At 60.9% G+C, this 23,535-nt stretch carries 23 protein-coding genes and 1 tRNA gene; 11 read left to right on the forward strand and 13 right to left on the reverse strand.

The features are described from left to right. Positions 1 to 35 precede the first annotated feature (35 nt). From OP10G_RS15875 to OP10G_RS15890, 4 genes are all read right to left on the reverse strand, one after another. Positions 36 to 1,091 carry a zinc-binding dehydrogenase gene (locus tag OP10G_RS15875; protein ID WP_025229457.1) on the reverse strand — a complete coding sequence of 352 codons (1,056 nt, stop codon included), beginning with the start codon at positions 1,089 to 1,091 and terminating at the stop codon, positions 36 to 38. 138 nt (positions 1,092 to 1,229) lie between these two features. Next, positions 1,230 to 1,676, reverse strand: coding sequence for a pyridoxamine 5'-phosphate oxidase family protein (locus tag OP10G_RS24820; protein ID WP_025229456.1), 447 nt, complete (start codon positions 1,674 to 1,676; stop codon positions 1,230 to 1,232). Then, positions 1,669 to 2,490, reverse strand: a complete 822-nt coding sequence (locus OP10G_RS15885; RefSeq protein WP_025229455.1) for a uridine kinase family protein — start codon at positions 2,488 to 2,490, stop codon at positions 1,669 to 1,671. Before OP10G_RS15885 ends, OP10G_RS24820 begins: the two co-directional genes overlap by 8 nt. Then, positions 2,487 to 4,595 carry a PEP/pyruvate-binding domain-containing protein gene (locus OP10G_RS15890; RefSeq protein ID WP_025229454.1) on the reverse strand — a complete coding sequence of 703 codons (2,109 nt, stop codon included), beginning with the start codon at positions 4,593 to 4,595 and terminating at the stop codon, positions 2,487 to 2,489. Before OP10G_RS15890 ends, OP10G_RS15885 begins: the two co-directional genes overlap by 4 nt. Positions 4,596 to 4,723: 128 nt before the next feature. On the opposite strand from OP10G_RS15890, the gene mgtA reads away from it, so the two are divergent. From mgtA to OP10G_RS15905, 3 genes are all read left to right on the forward strand, one after another. Then, positions 4,724 to 7,165, forward strand: coding sequence for a magnesium-translocating P-type ATPase (gene mgtA / locus OP10G_RS15895; RefSeq protein ID WP_052547795.1), 2,442 nt, complete (start codon positions 4,724 to 4,726; stop codon positions 7,163 to 7,165). A gap of 143 nt (positions 7,166 to 7,308) precedes the next feature. After that, entirely contained in the window at positions 7,309 to 8,202 is an 894-nt protein-coding gene (locus tag OP10G_RS15900) for a universal stress protein (protein WP_144241188.1), read from the forward strand. A gap of 6 nt (positions 8,203 to 8,208) precedes the next feature. After that, on the forward strand, positions 8,209 to 9,129 hold the full coding sequence (locus OP10G_RS15905) for a universal stress protein (protein ID WP_227625142.1): 921 nt from the start codon (positions 8,209 to 8,211) through the stop codon (positions 9,127 to 9,129). A 31-nt stretch (positions 9,130 to 9,160) separates the two neighbouring features. Here OP10G_RS15905 and OP10G_RS15910 read toward each other — a convergent pair whose 3' ends face one another. The 4 genes from OP10G_RS15910 to OP10G_RS15925 form a co-directional block, all read right to left on the reverse strand. Further along, positions 9,161 to 9,577 (reverse strand): hypothetical protein, encoded by a 417-nt coding sequence (locus tag OP10G_RS15910; protein ID WP_025229450.1) that lies wholly within the window; start codon positions 9,575 to 9,577, stop codon positions 9,161 to 9,163. Positions 9,578 to 9,733: 156 nt separating this feature from the next. Next, complete coding sequence (locus tag OP10G_RS24825) at positions 9,734 to 10,351, reverse strand: PAS domain S-box protein (protein WP_025229449.1); 618 nt, start codon at positions 10,349 to 10,351, stop codon at positions 9,734 to 9,736. Positions 10,352 to 10,371: 20 nt separating this feature from the next. Further along, entirely contained in the window at positions 10,372 to 11,016 is a 645-nt protein-coding gene (locus OP10G_RS15920) for a PAS domain S-box protein (RefSeq protein ID WP_025229448.1), read from the reverse strand. Positions 11,017 to 11,150: 134 nt separating this feature from the next. Then, positions 11,151 to 11,429, reverse strand: coding sequence for a hypothetical protein (locus OP10G_RS15925; RefSeq protein WP_144241189.1), 279 nt, complete (start codon positions 11,427 to 11,429; stop codon positions 11,151 to 11,153). Between the two features lie 189 nt (positions 11,430 to 11,618). Here OP10G_RS15925 and OP10G_RS15930 point away from each other — a divergent pair, with 189 nt between their 5' ends. Both OP10G_RS15930 and OP10G_RS15935 read left to right on the forward strand, forming a co-directional pair. Next, positions 11,619 to 12,191: a flavodoxin domain-containing protein gene (locus tag OP10G_RS15930; protein ID WP_025229446.1), complete on the forward strand. Its 573-nt coding sequence runs from the start codon at positions 11,619 to 11,621 to the stop codon at positions 12,189 to 12,191. A 21-nt stretch (positions 12,192 to 12,212) separates the two neighbouring features. Next, entirely contained in the window at positions 12,213 to 13,271 is a 1,059-nt protein-coding gene (locus tag OP10G_RS15935) for a hypothetical protein (protein ID WP_025229445.1), read from the forward strand. 73 nt (positions 13,272 to 13,344) lie between these two features. Here OP10G_RS15935 and OP10G_RS15940 read toward each other — a convergent pair. Further along, positions 13,345 to 13,420, reverse strand: a tRNA-Gln gene (locus OP10G_RS15940). A 35-nt stretch (positions 13,421 to 13,455) separates the two neighbouring features. After that, a complete protein-coding gene (locus OP10G_RS15945) occupies positions 13,456 to 15,141 on the reverse strand; it encodes a glutamine--tRNA ligase/YqeY domain fusion protein (RefSeq protein ID WP_025229444.1) in 1,686 nt (561 codons plus the stop codon). A 112-nt stretch (positions 15,142 to 15,253) separates the two neighbouring features. On the opposite strand from OP10G_RS15945, the gene OP10G_RS15950 reads away from it, so the two are divergent. Continuing rightward, a complete protein-coding gene (locus OP10G_RS15950) occupies positions 15,254 to 15,988 on the forward strand; it encodes a hypothetical protein (RefSeq protein ID WP_025229443.1) in 735 nt (244 codons plus the stop codon). A gap of 119 nt (positions 15,989 to 16,107) precedes the next feature. Here OP10G_RS15950 and OP10G_RS15955 read toward each other — a convergent pair whose 3' ends face one another. Continuing rightward, positions 16,108 to 16,878 (reverse strand): ABC transporter permease, encoded by a 771-nt coding sequence (locus tag OP10G_RS15955; RefSeq protein WP_025229442.1) that lies wholly within the window; start codon positions 16,876 to 16,878, stop codon positions 16,108 to 16,110. Between the two features lie 5 nt (positions 16,879 to 16,883). Then, entirely contained in the window at positions 16,884 to 17,675 is a 792-nt protein-coding gene (locus tag OP10G_RS15960; RefSeq protein ID WP_025229441.1) for an ABC transporter ATP-binding protein, read from the reverse strand. Between the two features lie 98 nt (positions 17,676 to 17,773). Between OP10G_RS15960 and OP10G_RS15965 the strand changes: the two genes are divergently transcribed. From OP10G_RS15965 to OP10G_RS15975, 3 genes are all read left to right on the forward strand, one after another. Continuing rightward, complete coding sequence (locus OP10G_RS15965) at positions 17,774 to 18,169, forward strand: BlaI/MecI/CopY family transcriptional regulator (RefSeq protein ID WP_025229440.1); 396 nt, start codon at positions 17,774 to 17,776, stop codon at positions 18,167 to 18,169. Then, positions 18,166 to 20,061, forward strand: a complete 1,896-nt coding sequence (locus tag OP10G_RS27665) for a M56 family metallopeptidase (RefSeq protein WP_025229439.1) — start codon at positions 18,166 to 18,168, stop codon at positions 20,059 to 20,061. The genes OP10G_RS15965 and OP10G_RS27665 overlap by 4 nt, the downstream gene beginning before the upstream one ends. Before the next feature lie 346 nt (positions 20,062 to 20,407). Beyond that, on the forward strand, positions 20,408 to 20,833 hold the full coding sequence (locus OP10G_RS15975) for a VOC family protein (protein WP_025229438.1): 426 nt from the start codon (positions 20,408 to 20,410) through the stop codon (positions 20,831 to 20,833). On the opposite strand, the gene OP10G_RS15980 is transcribed toward OP10G_RS15975, so the two are convergent. Beyond that, positions 20,830 to 21,192 (reverse strand): VOC family protein, encoded by a 363-nt coding sequence (locus OP10G_RS15980; RefSeq protein ID WP_038475586.1) that lies wholly within the window; start codon positions 21,190 to 21,192, stop codon positions 20,830 to 20,832. The genes OP10G_RS15975 and OP10G_RS15980 overlap by 4 nt on opposite strands. A gap of 72 nt (positions 21,193 to 21,264) precedes the next feature. Here OP10G_RS15980 and OP10G_RS15985 point away from each other — a divergent pair, with 72 nt between their 5' ends. Beyond that, positions 21,265 to 22,005, forward strand: coding sequence for a polysaccharide deacetylase family protein (locus OP10G_RS15985; protein ID WP_025229436.1), 741 nt, complete (start codon positions 21,265 to 21,267; stop codon positions 22,003 to 22,005). After that, positions 22,005 to 23,486 (forward strand): adenosine deaminase family protein, encoded by a 1,482-nt coding sequence (locus OP10G_RS15990; RefSeq protein ID WP_025229435.1) that lies wholly within the window; start codon positions 22,005 to 22,007, stop codon positions 23,484 to 23,486. The genes OP10G_RS15985 and OP10G_RS15990 overlap by 1 nt, the downstream gene beginning before the upstream one ends. Positions 23,487 to 23,535 lie beyond the last annotated feature (49 nt).

Raw genomic sequence — 23,535 nt, forward strand, 5'->3', positions numbered from 1 at the left:
TTCATCATTAGAGAGATCGCCTAGCATCACGTCTCCTAAGGGCGGATTGCGACCTTCATTACGCCTTCCCGGCGATCGCCGAAGAGTGCGTAGGCCTCTTGAATGTCGTCCAAAGCAAACGTATGGGTGAGCAGCGGAGTCAAGTCGACTCTCTTGGTGCGGACCATTTCCATCAGGCGGCGCATCCTCTCCTTTCCTCCCGGGCAGAGGGTGGTCACCACCTTATAGTCGGCAAGGCCGGCGCCAAAGTATTCGTACGGGATGTTCAGCTTTCCGGAGTAGACGCCAAGGCTGGACAGCGTTCCGCCCGGGCGAAGCGATCGGAGGCAATTCTCCCAAGTCTCCTGAGTCCCCAGCGCCTCGATGGCGACATCCGCTCCGCCGCCGGTAAGCCGCTTGATTTCCTGCACCACGTCTTGGCTGCGGTAATCGAGCACTACGTCCACCCCCATCTTCTTGGCGAAGGCAAGGCGGCTATCGTCCCCGTCCACACCGATTACGAGGGAGGCCCCCATCAGCTTGGCGCCGATACTGGAGCAGAGGCCGATCGGCCCCTGTGCAAACACGACGACGGTGTCGCCGATGCGCACTTTTCCAGATTCGGCGCCGCTGAAGCCGGTGCTGGCGATGTCCGCCAGCAGCACGACCTGCTCGTCCGTGAGCTCGTCAGGAATCGTGGCGAGGTTGGCGTTGGCGTCCGGCACGAGCAGGTACTCGGCTTGAGATCCGTTGATCGTGTTGCCGAACCGCCATCCGCCGAGCGCCTCGTACCCCTCGCCGTGTCCGCACTGTGAGAGATCGCCGGAGAGACATCCGCGGCACTGGCCGCAGGGGGTGATTGCCCCCACGAGAACCCGATCTCCGATCCTGTGACCGCGCACCCCGGGTCCAAGATCCACGATGACGCCAACCGGCTCGTGACCGATGACGAGCCCCGGCCGCACCGGATATTCACCACGTACGATGTGAAGATCCGTTCCGCAGATGGTCGTCAGGGTGATTTTGATCACCGCTTCGTTCGGCCCCGCTTTCGGCATCGGCACCTCGCGAATGCTAAAATCGTCCTTGCCGCAAAAAACGTTGGCTCTCATAGTGTCCATGGGAATATCTTGGGACGCGGAGAGCGCCTGCACAAGTCGCGACTTCGTCGTCAGCCCAACCCTGTCATTGCTTTCCCCGACACCGCTGCATTGGCGAAAACCGGAAGCGACGGCCGGTCTTGACTGCGACTAACTCCCTTCGCTTCGGCCGGAAAACTCCGAAATGGTGATCGCATAGGCGATCTGAGGCGACGGCGTGTGATCTAGTCTTGGCGGTGTTACGTCTCTTCCTTTTCGCAATTCCGTCCCCTCGAATCCGGGTCCATATTTGTCGAACATTGCTCCCGCCGCCTGAGCCCGTTCGGCCCCCTCCAGTTCCTGAAACTGACCCCAGAGGATCGCGCTCCGCCACATCGTTAGGCTGGTTATCTCTTCAAACTGAAGACAGACTTTAGGGTTCTCCCGCATCATGTCTATCTTTAAGCCGGCGGAGGTCAGGCCAAAAATGCGGTTGCCGTCTCGTACGAAGCTCACCGGAACCACATAGCTCTTGCCGTTCGCGTAGCACCCAAGATGGGCGTGGGCGCATGAGTCCACGACCTCCCAGATTTCGGCTTCCGGTAGCACTTTAATCATGTTCGTTTTCCTCCTCTTCAAATGAACTTCCCGATAGTAAGGGGCGGCGGTAGAGAACATGCTCCGGATATATCCGAGCTAACTCGCGGATGTCGACGGTTGCCGGCATTACCGACTCGTCGGCCTTGTATCCGAGGCGATAGTTGTCGGATCGAACCGCCTGTGAGAAGGTCTCGACGTCCAAGTTCGAATGGATGATTTCTCGAACCATGGTCGCCAACAGCTCCGTAAAATAAGCCCGCCTAAACGTGAAGTCGATAACCACGTCGGCATTGTGTCGGGTGGGTGCGACGAAGACCTCGTAGCTCGGCCTTACGAAACGCTGATACCGGTCGATTGTCTGCGAAACATCGTGGCTCCGCTCGTCGAAGTCACGAAGGAGGCGCCCGAGCAACGCCTGGTCTTTGTCGACGCCTAGAAAGCAGGTGAAATCGAGAAGGTCCACGATCGGCGCGGAGAGGACAAACAGACCTTCGACGATCACGACCTTGCAAGGAGGCAGCTCGATTGCCTCCGGGGTCTGCACCATCCGGCGGAAGTCGTAGCTCGGAAGGCGGACCGATTCTCCGGCTCGAATCTTTCTCAGGTCCCCAACCAATTGGTCGATGTCCAGATGGCTGGGATGGTCGAAATTCACCCCCTTGACGTCCGGAGAGTCCTCAGTTCGGAAGTATTGATCCATGCTGACGAGCCCGGCGCCCTCACCAACGAGGGCGCAAACCTGGCGCGCTAGCCACGTCTTTCCAGAACCTGACCCTCCCGCGACGCCGATCAGGATGGGCGAGGGGTTTCGGGGCGCATCTTGGCGATTCACCTTGTTATCGACTTCTCTCGAGCTCCTACGGTCGACGCCTTTCCTGGGTAAGTAGGTTGGGGGCCGGAGAACCATGCCGCCGGCGAAACCGCTCCGGCCGTTTCGATGGTCTTGATCGGGGCTTCGGCCCGCGCCACGACTTCGACGGATCGGAGAATCGCGTCGGGGTTAAACGAAATGAAATCGATGCGATGGCGTACTAGCCACGCCGCGAAATCGGGACTGTCCGAGGGAGCTCCCCCGCACGCCCCGATCGGCTTCCCGGCTCGATAGGCAGCGGTAATCGCCATCGTAATGAGGCTCTTCACGGCAAAGTCGCGTTCGTCGAACAGGTGCGAGACGGTGCCCGAGCCACGATCGATGCCCAGTGTCAGCTCGGCTAAGTCGTTCGAGCCGATCGAGTAACCGTCGAAGATCTCCAAGAAGCCGTCGGCATCGATCGCGTTGGAAGGAACTTCGCACATGCCGTAGATCTCCAACCCGTTCTCTCCCTGGCGTAGCCCGTGCTGCGCCATGACCTCCACAACCCGGCTCGCTTCCTCGGTGGTTCGGCAGAACGGGATCATGACCCTTACATTCGTAAGGCCCATACTCGATCGCACCCGGCGAAGGGCGAGGCATTCGAGGCGGAACCCCTCCGCATACCGTCGGTCGTAGTAGCGAGATGCGCCGCGGAAGCCGAGCGTCGGGTTCTCTTCCTCCGGCTCAAATTCGCGGCCGCCGATCAGGCGCGCATACTCGTTCGTTTTGAAATCGGTGGTACGGACGAAGACCGGCTTTGGGTAGAACGGGGCGGCAATCTGGGCTATCCCTTCGCTCAGACGGCGGACGAAGTATTCCGTAGGCTCCTGCCCACCGATCCTCCGCCGAATCTCTTCCAGCGCCTCCCCATCTTTCAGCTCCGGATACCAACAGAGCGCCATCGGATGAATTCCGATCGAGTTGGCGATGATGAATTCCAGGCGAGCAAGACCGACGCCGTCATTCGGAAGCGCCGCCATAGAGAACGCCTTGGCCGGATCTGCCACGTTCAACATCAACTTTGTCCGCGTTTCCGGGAGGTAAGAGATGTCCATTTCCGCTTGGGCGGGAATCTTCCCCGGTCGCGCCTGCAATATGTAAAGCGCTCCAGTCTGGCCATCCTTGGCCCATTCGACCTCCATGGGATGGGGCTCGCCCGTTTGGGCCGAATAATGATCTTCGATGAGGCAGGCCCAGCGGGCCAGGGTCAGAACTTCGTGGTCGATCAGCGAGAAGCGCCCCCGCTGGTATTCCGGCACCGTCGCTGCTTTCACGCCGTCATCGTCCGGGTCGAAGACCAGCTTCGTCATCTTTGTTCCGAGGTGCCGGGCGACGATCGGATCTTTACCTTCCCGCAGGGTAGGTTTGAACACGGTCCACTCGTCCGACGTGACCTTTCCTGGGTCGACCGTCCCGCCCACGCCATAGGTCGACGACAGAACCACAGCGTCGCGAAATCCACTTTCAGGATCGAGGGTGAAGATGATCCCAGAGGACGAATCGTCGGAGCGAATCATCGGCTGCACCCCCACCGAGAGGGCGACGTTGAAATGGTCGAATCCGTTTCGCGCCCGGTACTCGATCGCTCGGTCGGTGAAGAGAGAGGCGTAGCACTTGTGCACCGCCAGAATGAGCTCGCTCTTGCCGACGTTGAGGAACGACTCGTTCTGGCCGGAAGATGAGGATGCTGCCAGGCCCTCCATCGTGGCCGAAGAACGTACCGCCACCGCCGAAGTGCAACCCAGCCTCTCCATGAGCCGGTCGTACCCCTCTTCGAGCTGGCCGATGAGCTCCGGCGGTAAAGGCGTTTCGAGAATGGCATCTCGCGCCTGCTTGCCGGCTGCGGCAAGGCTGACGCGGTCTTCCACCTGAATGCCCGCGAGGATCTCCCTGATCCGCATCTCCAAGGAGCCGGAAATAAACCGCCGGTAGGCGTCGGCCGTACTGGCGAAACCGTCCACGGCGTTCACTCCCAGCGGGCGAAGCTTCTGGAACAGTTCCCCAAGGAAGGCGTTCTTATCGCCGACCTTAGCGAGATCTTCGAGGCCGATCTGGGATAGTTCGATTACGAACGGTTCGTTCATGGGATTACCTGAGGCTATATCCTGTCTTGGAGTTGCGCCCGAGGCAAGTCAGGAGTTAGGCGTCAGGCTTTCCCATGACATTGGAAGGCCGACTTGTGGGCGGCCGCTGACTGGAGAACAATTACCCAATGCCCGGTACCCAAACGCCTTCGGCAGGTTTGACTTCGGGCGAGGCTCGGCTCCGATTGGAAACCGACGGGCCGAACGAGGTGACCCGCCCGCGTGCCCATGGAATCCTGCGGTTCCTGGCTCCCTTGCTTGCGAACCCCTTAGTGGTGATCCTCCTAGGCGCGGCGGCGGTGAGCGCCTCCCTGGGAGATCGGGTCAACGCCGCGATTATCGTCGCGATGATCGCCCTCAGCTTCGGTCTCGACTGGGTTCAAACTCGCCGATCTCACCAAGCCGCCGAGAAGCTTAAGAACTCCATTTCCCCGACGGCGGCAGTTTTGCGCGACGGCAAATGGCAGACGATCGCCCGTCGCGAAGTCGTGGTAGGAGACGTCGTCCGCCTCTCCGCGGGAACCCTTATTCCCGCGGACGGGCGACTCCTGACGGAGAAGGACCTCCACGTTAACGAGGCTGCCCTTACGGGCGAATCGGTACCGGCCGAGAAAGAAGTCGGGACCGGCGACGACCAAGAGAAACTTTTTCTGGGCACGTCCGTCGTCAGCGGAACTGCCACGATGACCGTGGAGAAGACCGGCGCCCAAACGGTCTTTGGTGGGATTGCGCTCCGCTTGTCCGAGCGCCCGCCCGAAACGGAGTTCGAGCGGGGCTTGCGACGATTCGGAGGGCTGATCATGCGAATCGTCCTCCTCCTTACCGGTTTCGTGATCGTCTCGATGATCGCCCTCCACCGGCCGCCGCTGCAGTCGTTCATGTTCGCCGTCGCGCTCGCGGTGGGTCTCACCCCCGAGTTCCTCCCGATGATCACCACGCTCACTCTTTCGCGCGGAGCCCTGCGTATGGCGAGGCACAAGGTGATCGTCAAGAATCTCGCCTCGATTCAAAACTTTGGCAGCATGGACGTCCTATGCTCCGACAAGACCGGAACCCTCACATCCGGCGAGATGCGCCTCGATCAAACGGTTGGGCTCGACGGCCAACCCAGCGAAGTTCCGTTGAGGTGGGCCGCCTTGAATGCCGCTTTCGAGAGCGGGATCGCCAATTCTCTCGACTCCGCGATCCTCGCGAAGTCGCCGCCGGAGCCGGGATGGAGAAAGATCGACGAGATCCCGTTCGATTTCAATCGACGGCGGCTCTCGGTGGTCTTGGAACGCGACGGACGCCGCGTCTTGGTAAGCAAGGGGTCTCCCGAGGGGGTCTGGAACCAGTGCGACGCCCCGGAGGCGCTGCTCGCGGAGCAAACCAAACTGGCAAACTCCCTCGGGGAGCAGGGATTCCGGGTGTTGGCCGTCGCGATTGCGGATGTACCGGTTCAAGACTCGTACGGTATTGAAGACGAGAACTCGCTGACCCTAATCGGCTACCTCGCCTTCGCCGATCCCCCTCTGGAAGACGCACTGGCCACCGTTCATCGTCTACAGACCGCCGGAATCGACCTAAAGATCATCACAGGTGACAGCGACGCCGTCGCGGGGCACGTCTGTCGCCAGATCGGTTTGGATCCCGGACGCATCTTGCTCGGTTCCGAGATCGAGGCGATGGCGGACGATGCACTTCAAGCCGCCGCCGAACGCACGCTTGTATTCGCCCGGACCTCTCCCGCGCAAAAGAACCGGATTATCCTCGCCCTCAAGGCGCGCGGCCATGTGGTCGGCTACATGGGAGACGGCATCAACGATGCCCCCTCCCTCCACGCGGCGGATGTTGGAATCTCCTTTGGCGACGCGACCGACGTCGCCAAAGACGCTGCGCAGATCATCCTCGTGGAGCGACACCTGTCGCGCCTCCTCGGCGGCGTCTTCGAGGGTCGCATGGCTTTCGGGAATGTGATGAAGTATCTGCTCATGGGGACGAGCTCGAGCTTCGGCAACATGCTGAGCATGGCGGGGGCGGCGCTCTTCCTCCCGTTCCTTCCGATGCTCCCGTCGCAGATCCTGCTGAACAACCTTCTCTACGACCTGGCCCAAATCCCGATCCCGACAGACTGGGTCGACGAATCGTACATTCGAAAGCCAAAGCGATGGGATATGTCCCAGATCAGCAGCTTCATGATCTTCGCCGGGCCGATCAGCTCGCTCTACGACGCTCTCACGTTCGTTGTGCTGCTTCGATTGTTTCGAGCGGACGAGGCCCACTTCCACACCGGCTGGTTCATCGAATCGCTGTTCACCCAAACCCTAGTCATTTTCGTGATTCGAACGAGGTTCCGGCCGTGGCGGAGCCGGCCGAGCCGGGCATTGGTGGCCACCACTATCCTCGTGCTGATCGTCGCCGCCTGGCTGCCATTCTCCCCGTTCGCGTCGTTGCTGGGCTTCGTTCCGATGCCGCCGGCGTTCTTCTTGTTCGTCCTGTTTGCAAGCCTAACGTATCTCGCGCTGGTCGAGTTGGCGAAAGGTTTTCTGTTCCGATGGGGGCCGGCCCCACCTTCTTCCAGACCCGCCTGACTGGCATTGCCTCGGATGTTCCCGTAAGGCGGCGCCGTCAGGGGAATCCATGACAAGAAGTGGACGTCTTGCCTCCCAGGATTTTACGGCCCACCATCTACCTAGCCGGCGACCGTTTCACGACGCGGCGAGGCAGAGTGAAGATGAAAATAATCGTTGGAGTGGACAAGGGCGGGCTTTACCGCGAGGCGATCCATTTGCTAAGCAGGCTGCAGTTCGCTGAAAGCGACGTTCTCCTAGCCCATGCTTGCGAGCCGGTTCGCATGCCCGCATACGCCGGATCGATCTTGGCTCCGGTGGACGAGTTGGAAGCGGAGCGTCTCTCTTCAATGCGCGAGGTCTTGCGCGAGGCGACCGAAATGGCCAGCCTTGAAAACGTGGGAGAAGCGGTGATCGAGTGCCCGCTCGATGGAAAGGCGACGGAGCAGATCATGGAGATAGCGGCTCGCGAACACGCCGATCTCGTCGCGGTTGGCTCCCGCCGCCATGGGATCCTTGGGAGCTTCTTCACCGGAAGCGTTGGGAGAGCCCTCGCTATCGGCGCTCGCGAGTCGTTTCTCATCGCAAGAAGCGGCGTGGTGGGACGCGGAGATGTTCGCGCCGTGTTTGCCACCGACCACTCCAAATATGCCGACGCTTGTCTTGAGGAGTTGCTCCGGCTCGACCCATTGGGGATCACGGAGCTACATTTCGTCTTCGCCCAGGATGGCGAGATGGCCACCCTTGCGGAGGCGGCCGGCGAATCGGGCGAAGTGCCTCAATCGGTTGAGGAACTGGTCGCGGAGGTCAAGGCGAAGGGGGCTCTCCTCGTCGAGTCCTGTATCGACTCGGGCAGACTGGCCGACTACGAAATGGTTTTCGATTTCACGATCGAGGCGCTTCGGAAGAAGATGTACGACCTAAAGGCCGACCTTCTAATTCTGGGCGCCCAGGGACACGGGTTCATCGAGCGTTTACTCATCGGCAGCCTCGCACTCCATGAGGTCGTGGCCGAGCCCTTTTCGGTGCTTGTACTTCGCATTCCGGAGGATGATTAATTGAAGGTGGTCATTGGCGTGGACGAATCCTTGTCGAGCCGAAACGCTATCGATCTGTTCCTTAAGTTGCGGTTTGCGGCTCCCCAGGCGATCTTCGTGCACGTGATCGAGTCGGTAATGCCGGACGGCTCTTTCGTCGACTTCCCAGACGATCACCCCCTCGGGGCGCTTATGCGGGAGAGTATGTCGGAGGGTGAAAAGTTGCTGGGTAGGGCTCACCGTCGCTCGATGGCGTTCGGCGTCGAGGCCAAGGTTGAGATCGTCAAGGGTAATCCGGCGCAGGTGCTTCAAGAGGTCGCCACCCGCGAGTCGGCCGATCTCATCGTGGTCGGCTGCAATCGGCGATCTCGACTGGACGACTTGATACTGGGCGGCACACCGCGAACCCTCCTTCACGAGGCGCCGCAAAGCCTTCTCGTCGTGCGGAGTCCCGTTCTAAGGATTGGGCCACTCCGGGGGGTGTTCGCGGTGGATCATCGGGAAGAGCCAGAGGAGTTCGTCGACGCTCTGCTCCAACTCAAGCCGGGAGGAATCGGGTGCCTCGACGTTCTGACGATCAACGAGGCCGGACATCGAGAACTGGCGTCGGTTTCGAGGCTGCCGGCTCCGGTCGCGGATGTCTGTTCCTGGATCGATGAGGGCATACGAAGCAAGAACGTCGCCTTGGCGGATCGACTCTCATCCCTCGGCGCCGACTGCCGGGCGGTGGTGATGGAGGGGGACATGCCCGCGTGCGCCATTGCGATTGCTGCTAATCGCGCCCATGCCGACTTCATCGTCGTTGGAGCCAAGCGCCACGGATTCCTGGATCGTCATCTTGGCCGAAGCGTGTCGAAAGGGTTACTGGCCTCGGACAGGCGCGCGCTCTTGGTTTTGCGGCCGAAGGAGGAGAAGCAATCCTCCGTTGCCGATATGCCATCTCCGTAAGTGAGCTGGCGAGAAGCTCCACTACGGAGGTCTAGCCGACCGTGGCTCTTCCGAACGCCGTGTTGCTGGCCACTCTAGGCGATTCTCTATCGGCGTGCGCTCCGTTTTCGGGCTCGTGTCGGGTGGATCTGGTTAGAAGCAGGAGGTGGTCGTAGCCTTGGCGGTTTTGCCTAACGGCGTCGGTGACCAGGAATCCGGCTCGAGTCGCAACCATTCGATAGAGTGACTCAAACGGAAATTCGGGGCTTCCGGGCTGGTCGCTAATCAGGTGCGCTAGGACGAGAAACGATAACTCGCGCTCTCCGCTCATCCGCTGGACCGCGGCTCGAATGGCGGCTAGCGCCTCCTCTTGAAGGATCCCGTCGGAATGGATGCTGCTATGGGCTGAGCTGTTGATCACGATGTACCTCCGCAAGTTTCGCGGGCCGTCCGGAACCTTCCGGTCCATCAAAAGGATATCGGTTGACCTTGGCGGACGCCAGTCAGCATTCCCTTGTCCTGCGAATCTATGACAGAGCGCAAGCGGGGAAGCCAGCTCGAGGGATGGACCGGAAGCGATTTTTGCCAGCGACAGAGAGTGGCCGTTAGTTACCGGATCGCAACTTTACGTCCTTTGAGACGATTGCCGAGCCGCCTTTTCTACGGCGCTCCAACGGGCGAACTCGGTGCACACGACCATCACTTCCTCATCGGCAGTTGACGCGGTCAGGGCGATGGCGACCTCGACCTCCGAACCATCTTTGCGCACCGCGAATATGGGAGGGTGGTAGCCCATCTCGCGCTTGCGAACGCTGGCAATGAAGCCGATACGGTAAGCGGGGTGGATACCGCGCAACCTCAACGGAACCAGATCCTCGACTGAGCGGCCCACGAGCTCGGCGGCGGGATAACCGAAAAGAAGGGCGGCGTTCTCGTTTACCCGATGGATCATCCCGGTCAAGGCGTTTACTACCAGAATGGCTTCGGGCGCGGCGTCGAGGAGCGCATGGAATCTTGCCTCCAGCGAGTTGGCGGCGTTCTCGGCCCGTTTTCGGAGCGCGCGCTCGTACATCACCGCCGCATTGTCCGTCGGCTCAAGCTGGTCCGCTCGCTTCGAGGCTCGATCTAAGACTTGCTGGAGCTGGGTCGGAAGCAGCCCGAACTGGCGGCAAACCTCAAGGTCAGGTGCGCCTTCGCAGATCTGGCGAATGATTTCCCGATCCTTCTTGCTAAGCCCTTCCACCTCTGTACTATAACCGACGGCTACTCTTCAACCGCACGGAGAACGCTCGTAACGAGAAGCCCGTTAGGGGTGGGAATTGCCGAGAGCGCCGCCCGCACGATGATTTCTTTCCCATCCTTGCGCAATGCGGGAGTCTGAAGGTGTTCTCCCATCGTCCGCCTCCGCGGATCGTTGACGTACGCGGCCCGGTGCTCCTGATGCACTTCGCGAAACCGTTCGGGGATCAGTGCCACCAACGCGAGGCCGTTCATCTCACCCGCGTCGTATCCGAACAGCTCGTGCGCCGCTCGGTTGGCTGTCTTGACCGTGCCGGACTCGAAAACTAAGACCATCGCATCCGGAGCGTTATCGATCAGATCGTAGTAGAACGAATTCTCGTCCGGATCCTGGATCACCGCGTTCCTAAGCTGCGAAATGAGCTGGGCGTTTTCCTGCCGCATCAGCTCCAATGCCTCTTCCTGTTGCGCTCGTAGGTGGATGCTGACGAGTTCCGTGCGGTTGTACGGACCGATCTTGATTCGCACCCGGCCCCAATAGGTGCCGACGGTCGCCTCGCTGATCCCCAGTCGTTGCGCGATAGCGGTGTCAGTCAACCCTTCGGAGGCGAATTTGATGAGCTGCAGCTCACGCGGGGAAAGTTGAGGCGACTGTCTCTCTGCCGGCATAGCTTCGCGGTCCAAATCGTGTTTAGGCCTCTGACCAGCCTATTTCCGATTCTACCGACACACAGCGACCCGGTATCGTCCGTGAAAGCAAAGAGTTGCTTATCTCACCGATTCGCCTTCAACGTGGCCTCGGGTTACCGAGGAGCGAGGTTCTCCGCGCCAATGGTCACGAGCACGCGTGAGCCAGATCTTCTCGCCTCGAACGGCGTACGGCCGCCACCGATCCAGAGAATATGCCCTAGCAAGGGCAACTCCGATGAGATACGACGCTGCACCTCGTCGGCATCCGTTTCCGCAAAGATCAAATCCGACGCAATCGGCTCGTTGGTGTCGGCCAAAGATTCGTTTGCCATCGCCGAATAAGCTTCTTCTACGGCCGACTCGATTTCGTTTCTAAATTTAGCGACATTCATTTTCTCGCTCATTCTGTGGGCGAGATTCCCGCGGCGACCAGTCAGCGGTTCCATGTCCGGGGAAAGGATTACGGCCGATGCCTCCTCGCCCAATGCGCGTTTGGCGTCCTGCTTTCCATGGACGGAGTAGTCGTGACTGGCTAAAAGAAGCCCGTCGATTAAGAATGAATTCGTTGGAGACAGCAGACCATGAAGCGAATCGCGCTCGTTATTTCCACCCAGTACGGACAGACCGCCAAGATCGCGGATCGTATAAAGGAGATTCTCCGGGAAGCCGGCCACGAGCCGTCGGTCTTCCTGGTCAGCTCGAAAGGCGATCTCGGATCTGTTCCGATCGACCGGTTCGATGCCGCCATCTTGGGAGCCCCCGTCTACGCCGGCAGTTTTCCGAAGCTCCTCATCGAATGGGCAAAGCTTCACGGTAAGACTCTGGGCCAAATACCGACCGCGTTCTATTCCGTTAGCCTGAACGCCGCCGATAAAAGACCGGAGGCCAGAAAGGAGGATATTCGCCTCCTGACCCAGTTCCTCAACCAAACCGGTCTCAAGACGCGCTACACCGCCAGCCTCATCGGAGCGATCAAGTATCGCCAGTACGGCTTTCTCAAGCGGTGGCTGTTGAAGAGGATCTGCAGAGCGGCCGGAGGGCCGACGGATACCTCTCGGGATCACGAGCTCACCGATTGGACGGCGGTGGCAGCCTTTGCCGAAGAGTTTTCCAACTCGCTGGCCGAAGCTCGACCCAAGGCGTTCGTCCGATAGCGAATATCCGGGAGCATTTCGATGGTTCAAACAAAGGAGAGGCTCGAAGTTTCCCCCGTATCGGAGTCCCGCGAGCCTGCGCATGTCGAAATCCCAGAGCCGGCCGCCGACCGGCGGTCGGCAATATTGGTTGGTTTTGGCCTCTTTGCCTTTGGGCTATTTCACGCCTTGCCCGGAATGATCGCCACCGCGAGGCCCCAATCTCGAACGAGTCTCCTGATCGCCGTCGCCCTATGGACGGGAGCTTCCGTCGGCTTCGTCGCCGCCGCTTACGGAGTGTGGGGCTTTCCCGGCCTCCGCCGAGTTTGGGTTCTGCTTGCGGTCATCGCCTCCGCCTGTTCCCTCGTCCTGCTGGGTTTCTATCCCTTGGCAGCGTTCTGGCCGCTCGCTGTCTTGCAAGTCGCGGCCTTGGTCGGCGCCCGCTTCGAGATTCATGCCCTCACTCCTCGGCGAACCGGCATCGGCCCGCTGGTTCGCCGCGGAATCGCCTCTCTGATGCTCGCCTACGGCGCCGCCGTCATTCTCCTTCATCCCTGGTATCAGAATTGGGGGGCGACGGACGAGGAGATCGTGAGGCCGATGATCGGCGATCCTTCGGACGGTAATCGTTTGCACCTCATCAACCACGTGGTGACCGTAAAGGCGAGTCCGGAGACGGTGTGGTCCTATCTCATTCAGCTCGGGCAAGACCGCGCCGGCTTCTACAGTTACGATTTCCTCGAACGCATGGCCGGCACCGGAATCCATAACGTGTACGAGATTCGCCCGGAATGGCAGAGCCGCAAGGAAGGGGATTTCTTGCGGTCCTGCCCGCCCGACTGGATGGGCGGACGATTGCCCGCTCTTACCGGCTGGAAAATTGGAATGGTAGAGCCGAATCGGCTCCTTTATCTAGAGACGTGGGGTCCCATGTGGCTTCGTCCGCAACCCGACGGCACCACCCGCCTTGGCGTCCGCACCGATATCGGCGCCGTCCCATTTCTAGCCGCACCCCTCGAGCTCTTCCTCTTCGAACCGATCCACTTCGTCATGGAACAGCGGATGCTACGCACTCTCAAGGAGCTCTCAGAACGAAAGTAGCGACCGTGTCCGGTCGCTGGGACGCGCCAAAGAATGGCGTCACAGGGTGGCAGTCCTGCGAAAAGAGGGGAAGTGGCTGCCGGACTAGGTCTCGAACCTAGAACCTTCTGAGTCAGAGTCAGACGCTCTGCCAATTGAGCTATCCGGCAATGCCGCGAATATTTTACCCAAGAGTTTTCGTGGGCTACCCCGGCTTGTTTGCGGCTTTTTCGGTCTTCGCCCAAGAATCGCGCAGGGTCACCGTGCGGTTGAATCGCAGTTGACCGGGAGTCGAATCCTGGTCGACGCAGAAATAGCCGAGCCGCTCGAACTGATAGCGGGTCCCGGGAACGGTCCCCGCAACGCTTGGTTCGACGAAGCAGGTCCCGATCTTCAACGAATCGGGATTCAGGTTCGAGATGTAGCTCTCCCCCTCTTCCATCTCGTCGGGGTCGGCTTTCATAAACAGATGGTCGTAGAGCCGAACCTCGGCGGTCAGCGCGGTTGGCGCGGCTACCCAGTGCAGGGTCCCTTTCACCTTCCGCCCGTCCGGAGCGTCGCCGCCTCGAGTCTCCGGGTCGTAGGTGCAGTGCAACTCGACGATCTGGCCGTTTTCGTCTTTCACAACGTCGACGCACTTGATGAAATAGCCGTAGCGCAGACGGACTTCGCGTCCCGGTGCAAGACGGAAGAACTTGGGTGGTGGCTCCTCGCGGAAGTCGTCTTGTTCAATGTAAAGCTCCCGCGCAAACGGCACCTTGCGCGAGCCGGCGTCCGGATCCTCAGGGTTGTTTATCGCATCGAGTTGCTCAATCTGTTCTGCTGGATAGTTCAGTAGAACGACTTTGAGCGGATTGATGACGCCCATTACTCGCAGAGCCCGTTTGTTCAAGTCCTCGCGCACGCAGTCGTCCAGCACGTGGACCTCGATGACGCTGTCTGCTTTCGTAAGTCCGATTCGGCGGCAGAACTCGCGGATCGCCTCCGGCGTGTAACCCCGGCGGCGCATCCCGATCAGCGTCGGCATGCGCGGGTCGTCGTACCCATCCACGTGGCCGCCCTTCACCAGTTCGATGAAGCGCCGCTTGCTCATCACCGTGTGGGTCATCTTCAGCCGCGGGAATTCGATCTGTCGCGGATGGTAGATCCCAAGCTCGTCCAAGAACCAGTCGTACAGCGGCCGGTGGATCTCATATTCAAGCGAGCAGAGTGAGTGCGTCACCCCCTCGATCGAATCCTCGTTCCCATGCGCCCAGTCGTACGACGGGTAGATGCACCATTTATCCCCTTGTCGATGGTGCTCCGCATGCCGGATCCGGTACATCACCGGGTCTCGCATGTGGATGTTTGGCGAGGCCATATCGATCTTGGCGCGCAGAGTTCGCGCGCCGTCCGGAAACTCCCCGGCTCGCATCCGGGCGAACAGATCCAGGTTTTCCTCCACGCTTCGGTCGCGCCAAGGGCTCTCGGTTCCCGGCGTCGTCAGCGTCCCGCGCATCTGCCCCATCTCTTCGGCCGAAAGATCGCAGACGAACGCCTTCCCCTTCTTAATAAGGTCGACCGCCCACTCGTACATCTGCTCGAAGTAGTCGGATGCGAAGCAGAGCCGGTCGCCCCAATCGGTACCGAGCCAGCGGACGTCCTCGATGATCCCGTCGACGAACTCCTGTTCCTCTTTCAGCGGGTTCGTGTCGTCGAACCGGAGATTGAACAAGCCTCCAAAGTCGAGCGCGATCCCATAGTTGATCCAGATCGCCTTGGCGTGGCCGATGTGGAGGTATGCGTTCGGCTCCGGCGGAAAGCGCGTGTGCACGCTTTGGAATCGCCCTTCGCGTAAATCTTCCTTGATCGCGTCGCGGATATAGTCGCTGGGCGTTTCGTTGGTTGCGATATCGAGAGGATTGTCCGTAATGCTCGTTCACCTCCGCGTCGGTTACGCGGCTATGGATAGTATGGCGTACCCGCCCCGAACTACCTGCCGCTTCAAACCTGTTGAAGTTTCCATGCTGATTGAGTCCGTGCTCATGTCGATGCTTGCGCTGTCCGGACCGGCGCCCAAGCTGATCGCGATCCAGGAATGGAAAGGAAGCAAGCGCGTACGGGCATGGACGCCCGAAGGGAAGCCGCTGCCTACGATCATCCCAGTCGACCGAAGCGACGGCGTCTCTCCCCGTATCACGCCTGCGATCGAACTCGTGGCCGTGATCCCAAACGCCGAGAACGAAGAGTTTCCCAACGTCTATTGGAAAATCGTGCGTGGTCTGAAGGGCTACTACGACTCATCGGCTTGGAAAGACCATGACCCCGCCTCGAAGTTGGCCGCCTTCTCGCTCGTCGGCTTCGCTAAGGGCCGGGAAGCGACCGTCGACCTGTTCGTCGCCGCCGGGCCGCCGCACCCCATCACTCCTACGGCCACGCTCAAGCGAGGGGTCTGGCAAAGTGTTGGGCCCGGCTTCCGCGTCCGCTACACCGTCAGCCGGCGTATGAACGACCTACGTCGATGGTGGAACCAACCGTCTCTCGAGCTCGAAATTCCCGAAAAATACGCCAACTGGGACATCGTGCCTGAGATGAAACTCGGTGGGCACAACCTGACGGTCGTCGGTTACCCAAGCCACACGCGGCGCCGAGTTATCGAACTTGAAAACGGAGCGGGAGATACCGCGGCCCTCACCCTTTTGGGCCGCCCGTACATCGGGCACCGCTTTGAGCATGTTCGTTTGCGGCCGAACGGCTAACGGAGGGTGGCGAACGTACGTCCGCCGTGGCCGGTCTGGAGACCGGCGGTCCTTCCGGATTTCTCCACCCCCAACCCCCTCCTCATCGCACGAACATCGACGAGGAGGGGGCTCCGGAATTACCTTAAGGCTTTCTTGAACGACCCCAACGTCAGCGTGACCATGATTACGAAGAGGGTGGTCGCGACCAGAAACCCTTGCCAGATGGCGGGGTTGCCCCAGCCGGTTAGGACGAGGGCTCGGACGCCTTCGATGATGTAGGTGACCGGGTTGTACGACGCGATCAGACGGAAGGTCGGCGGCAAGAGCGGCATCGGCGCCTGCGAAGTGGTCAGGTACAGGAAAGGGAAGACCACTACGAAGAGCGACTGCACGAGCCGGGCGTTCTGGGTGCGGAGCGCGGAGATCATGCTGACGCAACTCCAAGCCATGGCGAAGATCATCAGCATCGCGAAGATCGCGAGGAGGCCGAGAACGCCGGTCTGGATTCGCACGCCCACCAACAGCAGCAAGACCACGACGATCGTGCCCTGCATCACCGCCTGAACCGCGACCTCGGTCAGGCGTCCCAAAATGATCGTTAGCCGGCTGATCGGCATGATCAGCAGCTTCTTAAAGTATCCGTTCGAGATGTCTTGCACCAGCTCGATCCCCGCGTTTCCCGAGGAGAAGAAGACGGCCGTGAAGAGCGCAGTCGGCGCGATGAAGTCGCGATAGGTGATGCTTGGCGGAAAGCCGGGCACCTTCGAGAACGCATCGAGCGACGACGAGTTCACGACGAAGAAGAAGATCGGAATAAACAGCGACGGGATCAGCGCCAACAAAGGCCGCCAGATCTGCTTGATGCTCCGAATCGAGAGGTAGTACCAGTCGGAAAAGAAAGTGCTCATCGGTCTCACATTCGGTTGCGCGAGTAAGGATCGGTGGCGTTCAGATTGACCTCTTCATCGCCGAGGTTGCTTCCCGTCGTGCGGAGGAAAACATCCTCTAGGTTCTTCGCTTCGTGTTTCGCCAGAAGCTCAGGGACCGTCCCTTCGGTAACGATCTGCCCCTTATCCATAATCGCGAGCCGATCGCAAAGCGTCTCCGCTTCCTCCATAAAGTGGGTGGTCAAGAAGATCGTCATCCCGGCCCGGTTTAGCTCGCGAAGGTGATTCCAGATGAGCTGGCGCGCATGCGGATCCAGACCTTGCGTCGGTTCGTCTAGGAAGAGAATCTTGGGTTCGTGCATCAATGAGAGCGCCAAATCGAAGCGCCGGCGCATGCCTCCCGAGTAGGTGGCGGTAAACCGGTCGGCGACCTTCTCCAGCTCCACCAGCTTTAGCAGCTTGTCGACTTGGCTGGCAATCCGATCGGTGGGTAGGTGGTAAAGCCGCCCGTGCAAGTGAAGCATCTCGCGAGCGGTGGACGTCTCGTCCAGGCCGATCTCCTGCATCGCGAAGCCCACTCGCCGGTAGATCTCCTGCGGCTTTTCCTCGAACTTGAGGCCGTCGATCCTTATGTCGCCGCTGGTCCGCTTAACTAGATTGACCAGCATATTGATCGTGGTCGTCTTGCCGGCGCCGTTCGGACCAAGAAACCCGAAGAACTCGCCCGCCTGGACGGAGAACGTGACGCCGCGAACCGCCTCGACTCCGCCTGGGTACGTTTTCTTGAGGTCTTTAACTTCAATAATGTTGTCGGGCATTGTCTCTAAGTATACGTAGTGAGCGGTTAAGTGTCCGCGAAAAGAAAATCGTTGGGCAGATTCCGAATTCGTGGTTATACTGACTACACAGTGTAGTCATGCAAGAGACCGAACCACCCCTCAGAACCCTCGGACAGCAAGAGCTCGAAGCCTTGGAAGTCGTCCGCGAACGGGCGCCGATCACCGTCGGCGAGATGGCGAAGGCGTTCGGTGAGCCTCGCGGACTCGCCCGGACGACGGTCCTCACGATGATGGAGCGCCTGCGCAGCAAAGGATTTCTGCAACGGTCCAAGGAAGGGGGCGTCTTCCACTATTCACCCAAGCGCGACTCCGAGGAGGCCATGAAGGGGCTCGTCGCCGACTTCGTCCGTCGCTCCCTCGGCGGCTCGCTCTCGCCGTTCGTGAGCTACCTGGTCGATTCCGGGGAACTTAGCTCGACCGAGCAAGAGCAGCTTCGCCGCCTCGTCGACACCGTCGAGAAAGGTGGCGCATGAACGCCGCCAACGCGGTTGCGGAGAGTTGGGCCCGCGCCCTCTTTGCCGCCTCTTGGCAGGGAGGCCTTTTTATCCTTGGAGTTTGGGCCTTGTGCATCGCTTTCCGGCGCATGCCGCCGTGGGTCAAGTCTTGGCTCTGGTGGATCGCCTGCACCCAGATGCTGCTTCGGGTGTTTCTCACTTTGCCGATCGCCATGGCGGTCGCGACCCCGGCCCTGCCTGCCGCCGTCGCCACCGTAGAGCATGCCATCGTGATCGAGTCCTCGCCCGCTCCCGTTACCGCCCTTGTGGAGCGGTCGACGCCGGAACCCGAACGACCGTCGCCGATGCTCATCCTTATGGGCCTCTGGGGAGTGGGAGTCGTCACCGGTGGAGGCATCGCGGTTCGGCGACTCCTCGGCGCGCGCCGCCTCGTGAAACGAGCGGCACCCCTAAATAGCGAACTGGCGCTGACGATCCTCAACGAACTCACCGATCGCCCGCCCCGCCTGCTCGAGTCGCCCGATGTGAAGTGTCCGCTGCTCGCCGGCTACGTTCGCCCGGTCATCGTAGTTCCGTCCGGGTTCGCGGACGAGCACGATGCTGGCGAGATTCGCATGGCGTTCGCTCACGAGGTTGCCCACCTGCGTCGTCGCGACCTTTGGCTCTCGTTTGCCGTCGCGACCGTGCAAACGGCTTATTTTTTCCACCCCCTCGTCTGGCTCGCGTCTCACGAAACCGCGATCGCTCGTGAAGAGGCGTGCGACCTCGACGTTTTGCGTCTATGCGGCGAGAGCCCCAGCGTCTACGCCCATTTCCTGTTCAAGTCCGCCCAAGGCCGCACCCCGGTTGCCGCGCTGGGCGCCGCCTATGGCTACCGAAACCTTCGGAGAAGAATCACCATGCTCAAACGAACGTCCAACCTTTCGAAATCCTCGCTCCGCCGCAGTTGGCTTGTCCTCATCGCGGCCGGCGCCGCGGCCGCTCTCCCTTGGAGCGTCGTCGCCCAGTCCAGCGCCCGCACTAAGACGCTAGGTTCGACCCTCAAGACCGCGACCGGATCGAAGTCGAAGAAGAATCACTCGGCGAAAACGATCTCGAAAAGCAAGAAGTCGAAGCCGTCCAGTTCTGCCCCAACCGGTCTAACCGGGACCGCCGGCGTCCCTCTTGCAGCCTCTCTGGTCGGCGGAGGAGTTCCCGGCGGCATGGCCGGCGGGATTTCCAGCCCCCGGTTGGGCGGGCTCCAAGTAGGAGGCGGCGCGCCGGGTGGCGTCTCTACGGCCGCTCAAACGGGAGGTTTTGGCGGGGGCGGGCTCACTGGGGCCGCCGGTTCCGGTGGATTTGGTGGCTCCGTCGCGACGGGGGGCCGCCAAACGACCACTCGCTCTGTCCGAGGCGCGTCTTCCCGAGGCGGAGGTCTGGGCACTGGGAGTGCCGCCGCCGGTGGATTTGGCGGAGGAACGACTAAGGGTGGCGGCCCCAGCGCCGGCGGATTCGGCGGAATATCCGGAGGGGGCGGCTTCGGCGGTGGCAGCGCTGGCGGCGGTCTAGGAGGCGCTGTTGAAACGGTTGGCCTGGGCGGCTTATCCGGTGGCGGTGTCGGTGGTCAAGAAGGCCCGGTCGAAGCGGACGGAGTCGTTGCCACGCCGGCGGAGAATTCGGGCGGCCCTTCCCTCGAGCGCCTCATCACCGCCGATGTGGAGCACGGCATGGTCGAGAAAGCGATCATTCAGGTGCTGAAGGCAAGCGGAACGAACTTCGTCATCAAGGCAAAGATCCGGCCCGAGATAATCACCTGCCACTTCTCCCAATCCTCCGCCCTAACCGTCCTTTCCTCGATCCTAAAAGGCAGCGACCAAGCCCTAACCTACCGTCGAGAAGGCGACGTCATCTACATCGTCGCCAAAGAGTAGCAAGCCAACCTCCGGAGCCCCCTCGCCCTCCTTCGGATGTATGTGCCGAACGAGGGAGAGGGGGTTGGGGGAGAGGGAGTCCGGTCTAGTGATGGGTGATGATTGACTTTTGATATGTGACGGTCCGGGCTCGACGGACCATCAGACCGGCCTCCCCTCCCTCAACGCCGAAGGTGTGTACCGTCGCCTAAACGCGACGCTTGGCGTACCTTTGGTACGCCGGGACATGGGCGAGCCGCCCATGGAAACTCACGGGCGAGCCGCCCGTGCCACGAACGTGGGATTGTTAAGAAAGACCGCAAGATCGAAGAAGCGCCCCGGCCGCTTCAGTGGCTACCGTAGATGCATGGTCACGAAGCTGTCCCACGTTTGCATCTACGTTCTCGATCAAGACTCGGCTAAGGAGTTCTACGTCGACAAACTTGGCTTCAAGGTAAACACCGACGCCGAGTACGGCGAAGGATTTCGCTGGCTAACCGTCACCCCGCCCGAGCAACCCGATCTCGAGATCTCCCTTATGGCGATCAAGCCGGGAATGGCGCTCGACGAGGAAGCCGCCGCGGCGATGAGGACCCTCGTTCAAAAAGGCCACTTCGGCGTCGGCGCCATGGAATCGCCGGACATCCGCAAGACCTACGAGGAGCTTAAAGCGAAGGGAGTGAAGTTCCGCTCCGAACCCGAGGAGCAGTTCTACGGCATCGAAGCGGTGCTCCAAGACGACTCCGGAAACTGGTTCAGCCTCTGTCAGCGCGCGGAGGTTACCGTCGCCTAGCGGGCTTGGAATAGCTCGATCGGATTCCCGCTCGGGTCCTCGATGAGGACCTGAGTGCCGCCTGGGCCCGATAACGGCTCGTTTCGGAAGACGACTCCGGCCCCGCGTAAGGTGCTAATAAGCCCTTCAAGATCTTCCGAGCCGACGACAATCCGGTTCCACCCGCCTGGCTCCGGCTTGCGTCCGTCCGGCATCGCCTTCGCCGCCGAGCTCTCGGGGCCGCTCAGCCATAAAGTAGCCCCGTCCAATTCGACAATCGCGAACGCGCTCCCCCACTTCTCGACCTCTCGAAATCCGAGAAGCCCCACGTAAAATGCGAGGCTCTCCTCGACGTCGCGCACGATGTAGCGGGTTGACATGGCCAAATATTGGCATAGGGATGGGTGCTTGCCGCCTGCGGCGTAAAACTCGAATTGAGCGACAATCATCCCATGCTCGCCACGTTTGCAGTCCTGCTCTTGGCCGGACAGCCTGAAATACGCCACGACCTTCGGACCCGCACCCCCGTTCTCACCTACCACGACATGGTGCCCGATCGCGGTCCCGGCGCCCTCTGGTTCGACTGCACGCCCCAAGAATTCGAGCAGCAGCTCGACTGGCTCGCCGCAAACGGCGCCCACTTCATTTCCATCGCCCAGCTCTACGATCACCTCACCCGGGGGGCAAAGCTCCCTTCGAAGGCGATCGCCATCACCTTCGCCGACAACTACCTCGGCTTCTACGGCCGAGCTCTCCCGATCCTTCGGCGGCGCCAAATCCCGGTCGCGATGTTCGTCCACACCGACTTTGTCGGCTCCTCCATCGGTCGGCCCAAGATGAGCTGGGGCCAGCTCCAAGAGCTCGACCGCGAAGGGCTCGTAACCGTCGCCTCGCAAACGAGAACCCACCCGGCCGACCTCCGGACCCTCAAGCAAAAGGCGCTCAACGAGGAGATGGCCGGCTCCAAACACGCCCTCGAAGCCCACCTCGGCCACACGGTCCGCTTCCTCGCCTATCCGAATGGCAAATTCGACTCCCGGGTCGCCCGCGCCGCCGCCTCCGCGGGCTACGAAATGGCCTTCACCGAGCAATTGATGCCCGCGGATAGATCACCTAGCATCTTCAAAGTGGCAAGATACGTGCACACAAAATATCGTCGCGCATGGAGCGACGCGTACGGACGGGGAAGATAATGAGGGGCAAACTGGTTCTTGGATTACTGATCGCGCTGACGAGCGTAGCGGTCGCAGACGAAAAGGGGGCGGAACGCGCCTTCGAGCGGGCGAAGCGGACCGAACCGGAGCTCATTGCCTTCCTCAAGCGCGTTCCAAAAGGGGGCGACCTCCACAACCACGCCTCCGGCGCTTATTACACCGACGGCATGCTGGACGCCGCGATCCAGCAGGGGCTCTTCTTCGACCCCGCCACCTCCCGGTTCGGCACCGACAGCACGAAGGTGCCAGCCAAGAACCTGCTGACGAACAACGCCCTCCTCTACCAATTCCTAAACGCCGCCAGCATGCGCGGCTGGACCGGCGAGGCCCAAAGCGGCCACGACCACTTCTTTGAGACGTTCGGCATCTTCGGAGGTGCGCTCAACGCGGTTCCCGAAGAGGAATTCTTCGCCGAGGTCATCGGCCGCGCAAAGCGGCAAAACCTCCAATACATGGAGCTGATGGCCGGCCCTTCCCCCAGCGACGCCCTGAACGAGTACTTCAAAGACACGCCATCCAGCGCGGATATGGCCAGGGCGCTCGATATCCTGCGCCCCCGGCTGGAAAAGCTGCTGACCGCTACAACCAAGAACCTTGACGAACGCGAAAAGCTCGCCGCCCGCATAGGCCAAAGATCGTTCACGAGTGCCGACGAGCCGATGACGGTCCGGTGGGTCTATTCGATCAACCGGCTCGCGTCCGCCGACAGCTTCTTCGCCAACGCCGCCGCCGGCATCTTCTTGGCCGCCCGCGAGCCCCGCGTTTGCGCCATGAACATGGTCGCCCCCGAAGACCATCCGCTCTCCCGCCAAAACTTCGAGAGCCAGATGCGGATGATCGATTTCCTCTGGAGAAACCTCGGCAAGCCGAACCTGACTCTCCACGGCGGCGAGCTGACGACCGCCATCTCACCCCCCGACGCGATGCGCGACCGAATAAGGAAAACCATCGAGATCGGCCACGCCAAGCGGATAGGCCACGGAGTCTCCATCGCCTGGGAAGACGATCTCGACGGCCTATTCGACGAGATGCGAAAGCTGGGAATCGCCGTCGAGATCTGCCTCACCAGCAACGCCTCCATCCTCGGCGTCTCCGGCGACCGCCACCCGCTTCGCCTCTACCGCGCCAACGGCATCCCCGTCTTCCTCAACACCGACGACGAAGGGGTCAGCCGAAGCACGATGACCCTCGAATGGGTCCGCGCCGTCCGCGACCAAGGGATGACCTACCGCGACCTCAAAGAGATGGCCCGAAACTCCATCGAGTATTCCTTCCTCCCCGGTCGCTCGCTTTACGAAGGCCGAAACTACGCACAGCTTGCCGGGCCATTCCAAGGCGCCCGAGCCCCGGGTTGGAAGCAGACCGCCGAGGCCGAACAAATGCTCCGCGCCTCCGAGAAGATGCGCGTCCAGCTCCGCCTGGAGCGCGCCTTCGTAGCGTTCGAGAGCAAATACCCCTAGCGGACCGCCGCTCTGGAGAGCGGCTCATCCCGGTGTACGAAGTACACCG

The sequence above is a fragment of the Fimbriimonas ginsengisoli Gsoil 348 genome, assembly GCF_000724625.1.
In the GTDB taxonomy this organism is placed as follows: domain Bacteria; phylum Armatimonadota; class Fimbriimonadia; order Fimbriimonadales; family Fimbriimonadaceae; genus Fimbriimonas; species Fimbriimonas ginsengisoli.